At 73.7% G+C, this 6,272-nt stretch carries 4 protein-coding genes; 1 reads left to right on the forward strand and 3 read right to left on the reverse strand.

Translation table 11 applies throughout. The features are described from left to right. The 3 genes from VN520_RS34330 to VN520_RS34340 form a co-directional block, all read right to left on the reverse strand. Positions 1-1,352 (reverse strand): O-antigen ligase family protein (locus VN520_RS34330; RefSeq protein WP_325750860.1); only part of this gene is annotated, 1,352 nt, incomplete at its 3' end. 3 nt (positions 1,353-1,355) lie between these two features. Beyond that, positions 1,356-2,828 carry a sugar transferase gene (locus VN520_RS34335; protein ID WP_325750861.1) on the reverse strand — a complete coding sequence of 491 codons (1,473 nt, stop codon included), beginning with the start codon at positions 2,826-2,828 and terminating at the stop codon, positions 1,356-1,358. Then, positions 2,825-4,000, reverse strand: coding sequence for a glycosyltransferase family 4 protein (locus tag VN520_RS34340; protein WP_325750862.1), 1,176 nt, complete (start codon positions 3,998-4,000; stop codon positions 2,825-2,827). The genes VN520_RS34335 and VN520_RS34340 overlap by 4 nt, the downstream gene beginning before the upstream one ends. Positions 4,001-4,575: 575 nt before the next feature. On the opposite strand from VN520_RS34340, the gene pgm reads away from it, so the two are divergent. Next, positions 4,576-6,222, forward strand: a complete 1,647-nt coding sequence (gene pgm / locus VN520_RS34345; RefSeq protein ID WP_325750863.1) for a phosphoglucomutase (alpha-D-glucose-1,6-bisphosphate-dependent) — start codon at positions 4,576-4,578, stop codon at positions 6,220-6,222. The last annotated feature ends 50 nt before the right edge of the window (positions 6,223-6,272 follow it).

A 6,272-nucleotide genomic window follows, 5' to 3' on the forward strand; every position in this document is an offset into this window, starting at 1 on the left:
GTCGCCCCCTCCGGCTCGCCCAGCGCCCACCACGCGGCGAGGCCGAGCACGATCCCGGTCAGGACGGTGGAGGGGCCGCCGATGTCCGCGTACAGGAAGTCGACCGCCTGCCAGGTCATCAGCCCGACGGCGGCGAGACCGCAGTCGAGGGCCGCGGTCCCCCGTGCCCGTGCGAGCACCAGCCGGCGCACCGCGCCCACCAGGAGCGCCGCCCAGGAACCCGCCAGCGCCGTGAAGCCGATGAGTCCCTGCTCGCTGAGTACGAGCAGATACATGTTGTGGGGGGAGAGCAGCGGCTGCTTGCGGAACTCCTGCCCGGCCCCCGCCGTGTCACTGCCGGCGGACAGCCCGATCGAGGCGTGCCCGTCCCGGTGCGCCGGGAAGCCCTTGAGACCTACACCGGTCGCGGGCCGCTCGCGCCACATGGCCGCCGCGGCCGCCCACATGGTGTAGCGGTCGTTGACCGACCGGTCGGGTGCGCTGGTCACCTCGGTGATGCTGGTCAGGCGCTGCGAGATCATCTCGGACCCGACGCCGAGACCCCCGGCCAGGACGATCCCGGCCGCGCCCAGCACCGCCAGCGCGCGGACGGCCCGCCGGAGCCCGGCCAGCGCGAGCACGGCGAGGACCCCGGCCGCCGTCGCGATCCAGGCCCCCCGGCTGAAGGACAGCGTGAGCGGGACGACCAGCAGCGCGGCGGTGACGGGAGCCCACGCCCTGAACCGGCGAGGTGTGCCGGCGGGAGTGCGGAGGGCGCAGGCGGCGGCCGCCACCAGGCCGTAGCCGACGACCGTGGCCATCCCCATCACATCGCCGGGGCCGAACGTGCCGACCGCGCGGATGTCCTCCCCCCTGTAGGAGGCGCCGGAACCGGTGGCGTACTGATGGACACCCGTCGCGCCCTGGACGACCGCCAGCAGGACGAGCGCACCCGCCACGGCCCGGAACCCCCGTGCGTCCCTCACCAGCAGGAGGACGGCGGCCGGCACCAGGACGAAGACCTGCAGGTACCGCACGGATCCCGGCAGTGCGGCCACCGGGTCCGCGGCGGTGACCGTGGCCACGGCGAGGCCCACGACCGGCAGGCCCAGCACGACCGCCGCCGCCGGTGTGAGCGGACGCCGCCGCAGGAACAGCAGACGGCCCGCGCAGACGAGGACGGCCGCACCCGAGAGCAGATCGGCCGGGGGCACCCCGGACACGCTCCCGGTGACCGCGCCGCCGGACGGCACGGCCACGAGCAGGACCGTCGCGATCAACGGCAGCAACGGCCACCGGTGGACCCACCGGCGAGGGAGCGCCCTCTCCGGTGCGGCCGGTGCGGCGGACGCCGTGGTTGCGGTGAGCGTCACGGGTCAGCTGCCTCCGAGCCGGAACACCGAACCGGCCGTGCGCGCCAGCACGCACATGTCCTGCCACAGCGACCAGGTCTCGATGTACCGGTTGTCGAAGCGGGCCCGGTCCTCGATCGAGGTGTCACCGCGCAGGCCGTGCACCTGGGCCAGTCCCGTGATACCGACCGGCATCCGGTGCCGGGCCCGGTAGCCGGGGTGCTTCCGGCTGAACTGCTGGACGAAGTAAGGACGTTCGGGGCGGGGTCCGACCAGGCTCATGTCGCCGCGTACGACGTTCCACAGCTGCGGCAGCTCATCGAACGACGTCCTGCGCAGCACCCTGCCGACGCGGCTCATGCGCCGGTCGGCCGAGACGTTCCACCGGGTGGCCGCCTCGTGGGCGTCGGCCGGGCGCAGTGTGCGGAACTTCAACAGGACGAACGGCCGTCCGTACCCGCCGATCCGCTCCTGACGGAAGATGACTCCCGGGCCGTCGCACACGCGCACGGCGAGTGCGCAGGCGGCCATCACCGGGGACACCACGACCAGGGCGACCGTGGCCAGGACGGCGTCCATGGCCCGCTTCACCCGGCGGGCCACCGGACGGTGCGGTCCGGTGTGCAGGGAGTGGGCCGCGAAGCCCCACAGGTGGTCCGGCCGGGGCGAGGGCCGCCCCTGTGGGACCGTCCCCTGATGGCTGATCAGCCACACCCGGCAGCCGTGCCGCGCGAACAGCGCGAAGAGTTCCGCCCCGTCCGGCGCGGCCTCGGGCGGAACCGTGAAGACGGCGTGCCGCACGGAGTTCTGCACGACCGCCCGACCGGCGTCCTGCACCGACGTGAGGACGGGCAGCGCCGCCGCCGGCCTGCCCGCATCCGCACCGGAGCCCACCACCCGCCCGACCGGCCGCATCCCGTACCGCGGGTGCTCCTGCAGCACGGCGAGGACCCGGTCGGCGACCGGACCGTCACCGACCACCAGGGTGGACTGCGGATTGCGCCCGGCGGACCAGAGCCGGGCCCGGTGGACGACGGCGCGTCCCCCGCAGCTCACCAGCGCCTGGAGCCCGGCCGCGCATCCGAGCTCCGCCCAGCCCGCGGCGAGACGCGGGTCGTACGCGGACACCGCCTCGGCGACGACGTACCACTGCACCACGGCCAGCCCGGCCAGAGCGGGTAGTTCCGCCAGGGCCGACGGGGAGAGCCCGGACCGGTAGAGGCCCCGGTGGGCGTGCAGGAGCACCTGGGCGGCCGCCTGCAGGAGGACGGCGGCCGGTGGCCACGGGGCGGGGGCGGCCAGTGCCACGACCAGCCCGAGCGAGAGCACGTCAGAGGCCACGAGCGCCACCGGGGTCCGCCCTCGCGTGACACCTGCGGTGGTCCGTGGGGCCGGAGGGCCCTCCCTGCCGCTGCGCGGTGGGCGGATCGCGGGGACCGCCCGCCGTGCGGCAGTCGCCCGGGCGGCTCTGGAGGCAGGTGCACTGTCCGTGGTCATCGCTCGGTGAGCTTCCTCGTCGTGGGGCGGGACTGGCCGACAAGTTCCTCGTAGAGGCGCAGGACCGCTCCCGCGGTCCTCGTCACGTCGAAGAGCGACCGGGTGCGGCTCAGCGCCGTACGGCCCAGTTCCTCCCGCAGCGCCGGGTCGCTCAGCAGTGCGGACAGCGCCGCCGCGAGCGCCGCGGGGTCCTCCGGCGGTACGAGGCAGTGGGGGAGGTGCCCGGGCGGCAGGCTCTCCCTGGCCCCGTCGACATCGGTCAGCAGGACGGGGGTGCCGCAGGCCATGGCTTCGAGGGGGGCCAGCGCCATCCCCTCCCACCGTGAAGGGAGAACGAGGAGATCCGCCGCCTGGACCCAGGGCCGCACGTCAGGGCTGGCCCCCGTGAAGAGCACGCCGGGCGGCGCGGCGCGCCGCAGCTCGTCCCTGTACGGCCCGTCGCCGACCAGGACCAGGCGCGCACCGCCCACCGCTGCCGTCCGCCAGGCCCGCAGCAGCACGTCCTGGCCCTTCTGCCGGCTCAGACGGCCGACGCACACGACGAGCGGGGCCTCGGCAGGGACCCTGCCGGGCAGCGGAAGCGAGGCACGGGCGGAAGCGGCGGCGTCACCGCGGACAGGCTGGAAGCGGCCCAGGTCGATGCCGTTGTGGATCACCGACCAGTGTGCCGCGATTCCCACGTGCTGCCCGGTCCGGCGCTCGGACTCGCTGACGCAGATGATGCGGTCGCTCCACCGCGCCCCGAACCGCTCCCACGCCGTGGCAAGTCCGGCCGCCCTGCCCTCCAGGGCCTCGAACGACCAGGCGTGCGGCTGGAACACCGTCGGAACCCGGCCGCGCACGGCCAGGCGCCCGGCCAGCCCGGCCTTGGCGCTGTGGGCGTGGATCACGTCGGGAGCGCACGCGCGGATCAGACGGCCGGCTGTGGTGACCTCCCGGCCCAGCCGGGGTCCGGGGGCGCGCTCCGCGGGCCAGGCGCACACCCGGGCCCCGGCGGTGGACGCTCCGGCCGCCAGCGGCCCGTCGGGCGGGCAGGCCACGACGGTCCGCAGTCCTGCCCGGACCTGTGCCGCGACGAGGTCGGTCACGACCCGTGCGACTCCCCCCTCCACCGGCTGGACCAGGTGGAGGACCGTCAGTCGTTCTTCGTCGGAGCAACTCTTGTGCAGCACACGCGGCTCTCTTTCACATGCCCCCGAAGAGCCGGTTCGGGTAAACACCGGCGGCAAGGAATATGGCGGCGGAGATCAAGTGGGTGAAACCGAAATGCACTGTGACAGACCGTGCCAGGGAAAACACGCATGACTCGCGCACTCGCCCACGTGTATTGACTTCGGAGGGCCGGCCGTCACCGGATTCCCGAATTCTGCGGCGTGTCAGACGGATGTGACTGCCCCGGCTCGGACCGTGCCATCATGATGGCCGTGCTGCACAGCTCTGCGCGTGTCCCGTCGGCCCCGCATGCGCTTGCTGTCAATGCGCAGCAATTCGCGCCGGGTTGAGCACCCGGATCACGGTTGCCGGCCTTCCGGGACGGCATCTTCGGCCCCGCCGGCGGCCGTCACGCTTTCCACGCGAACCGGCCGACCTCCGCGGAACGGCCCCGTGATCAACCGCTCGCCCGATGTACTGCCGTCCGGGCCGTGTACCGAGGAGAGCGGCCGAAGAGGCAGTATCGGATACAGCTCGTGATGATCGTCCGCCCCGTGGCGGTCCACGAGCGGCCGATGAGGACAGAGGAGAAGCGATGGTTCACGAACGGGCCGGTCAGCCGGCGCAGCCCGGAGACCTGGTGGACGTGGCGCGGCTGGTGACGGCCTACTACACGGTCCGCCCCGACCCGGCCGAGCCCGGCCAGCGGGTGGCCTTCGGGACGTCCGGCCACCGCGGATCGGCGCTCGCGGCGGCGTTCAACGAGGATCACATCGCCGCCACCACCCAGGCGATCTGCGACTACCGGCAGCGACAGGGCACCGACGGGCCGCTGTTCCTCGGCGCCGACACCCACGCCCTGTCCGAACCCGCCCGGATCACGGCCGTGGAGGTGCTGGCCGCCAACGGCGCCACCGTCCTGATCGACAGCGATGACGGCTACACCCCCACCCCGGCCGTCTCGCACGCGATCCTGACGTACAACCGGGGGCGCACGGGCGGCCTCGCCGACGGCATCGTCGTCACGCCCTCGCACAACCCGCCCGCCGACGGCGGGTTCAAGTACAACCCCCCGCACGGCGGACCGGCCGGCTCGGACGCCACCTCCTGGATCCAGGACCGGGCCAACGCCCTGATCGAGGGGGGCCTGAAGGAGGTCCGGCGGATCCCCTACGCCCGGGCGCTCGCCGCCGGCACCACCGGGCGGCACGACTTCCTGACCGGGTACGTCGACGATCTCCCGGCCGTCCTCGACCTGGACGCCGTGCGCGACGCAGGCGTCCGGATCGGCGCCGACCCCCTCGGCGGCGCCTCGGTCGCGTACTGGGGGCGGATCGCGGAGCGCCACCGGCTCGACCTCACGGTGGTCAATCCGCTCGCCGACCCCACCTGGCGTTTCATGACGCTGGACTGGGACGGGAAGATCCGGATGGACTGCTCCTCGCCGTACGCCATGGCTTCCCTGATCGAGCGGCGCGACGCGTACACCATCGCCACCGGGAACGACGCCGACGCCGACCGGCACGGCATCGTCACGCCCGACGGCGGTCTGATGAACCCCAACCACTATCTGGCCGTGGCGATCCGCTACCTCTTCTCCCACCGCGAGGGCTGGCCGGCCGGAACCGGTATCGGCAAGACCCTGGTCTCCTCCTCCATGATCGACCGGGTCGCCGCAGACCTCGGACGGCAACTGGTGGAGGTGCCGGTGGGGTTCAAGTGGTTCGTCGACGGGCTGTTCGGCGGCACCCTGGGGTTCGGCGGCGAGGAGTCGGCCGGGGCGTCGTTCCTGCGCCACGACGGCACGGTGTGGACCACCGACAAGGACGGCATCCTGCTCGCCCTGCTCGCCTCGGAGATCACGGCAGTCACCGGATCCACCCCCTCCCAGCACTACGGCGAACTCACCACCCGGTTCGGTGATCCGGCCTATGCGCGGGTCGACGCCCCGGCGACCCGCGAGCAGAAGGCGGTACTGGCCAGGCTGTCCCCGGAGCAGGTCACCGCGGACACCCTGGCCGGTGAGCGGATCACCGCCGTGCTCACCGAGGCGCCCGGCAACGGCGCCGCCATCGGCGGGCTCAAGGTCTGCACCGACAGCGCGTGGTTCGCGGCCCGCCCGTCCGGCACGGAGGACGTCTACAAGGTGTACGCGGAAAGCTTCCAGGGGGCCGGACACCTGGCCGAGGTCCAGGACGAGGCCCGCGCCCTGGTCTCCGACGCGCTGGGTGCTCAAGGCTGAGCGGCCGGGCGGGCGCGCCGGGCTCCGGGCACGCCCGCCCTCGGCCTTCC

The organism is Streptomyces sp., assembly GCF_035563135.1.
Lineage (GTDB): Bacteria > Actinomycetota > Actinomycetes > Streptomycetales > Streptomycetaceae > Streptomyces.